This is a genomic window from Aminobacter sp. P4_D5, assembly GCF_056401815.1.
Genome location: NZ_JBFUIP010000891.1, coordinates 1 through 639, shown reverse-complemented (window position 1 = coordinate 639; position 639 = coordinate 1). Strand labels below are relative to the sequence as shown.

The window sequence follows — 639 nt, the reverse complement described above, 5'->3', positions numbered from 1 at the left end:
GTCCTGGCGGCCGCGCACGCCGCTCTTCTTCTGGCCCCTGGCCGGGGTCGCGGCACTGGTCGCGCTGCTCTCGCTGGGTCGCATCACGCGCGAGGCGGTGGCATGAGCGAACTCCATCTGCTGCGCCCCTGGTGGCTGCTGCTGCTCCTGTTGGCGCCGCTGCCCCTGCTGCTGGATCGCCGCAAGCGCCGCGAGGCCGGCGGCTGGCGCGGCGTGGTGGCGCCGCACCTGCTGGACGCGCTGCTGATCGTGCAGGGCACACGCGCGCGGCTGCGGCCCGCGGTGCTGGCCACGACGATGCTGGCCGTGCTGGCGCTCTGCCTCGCCGGCCCGACCTGGCGGCGCGAGCGCAGCCCCTTCGTCACCGACAGCGCGACGATGGTGGTCGCGCTGGACCTCTCGCGCGCCGCGCTGCCGGCGCTGGAGGCGGGCAAGCGCAAGATCCGCGATCTGGTCGCGGCGCGCGGCGGGGCGCGGACGGGGCTCGTCGCCTATGCAGGCACCGCCCATGCGGTGCTGCCCCCCACCGACGACCCCAGGCTGATCGAGACCTATCTCGATGCCCTCGTGCCCGAGATCATGCCGCGCGATGGCCAGGCGGCCGGTGCTGCCGCTGCCACCGCCCGCCGGGTGCTGGAT

1 protein-coding gene is annotated in these 639 nt (G+C 75.4%); it reads left to right on the top strand.

Annotated features, from left to right (window positions below; translation table 11 throughout):
- Positions 1-102: 102 nt before the first annotated feature.
- On the top strand, positions 103-639 hold a 537-nt coding region (locus AC1DWF_RS35625; RefSeq protein WP_476843170.1), incomplete at its 3' end, for a vWA domain-containing protein.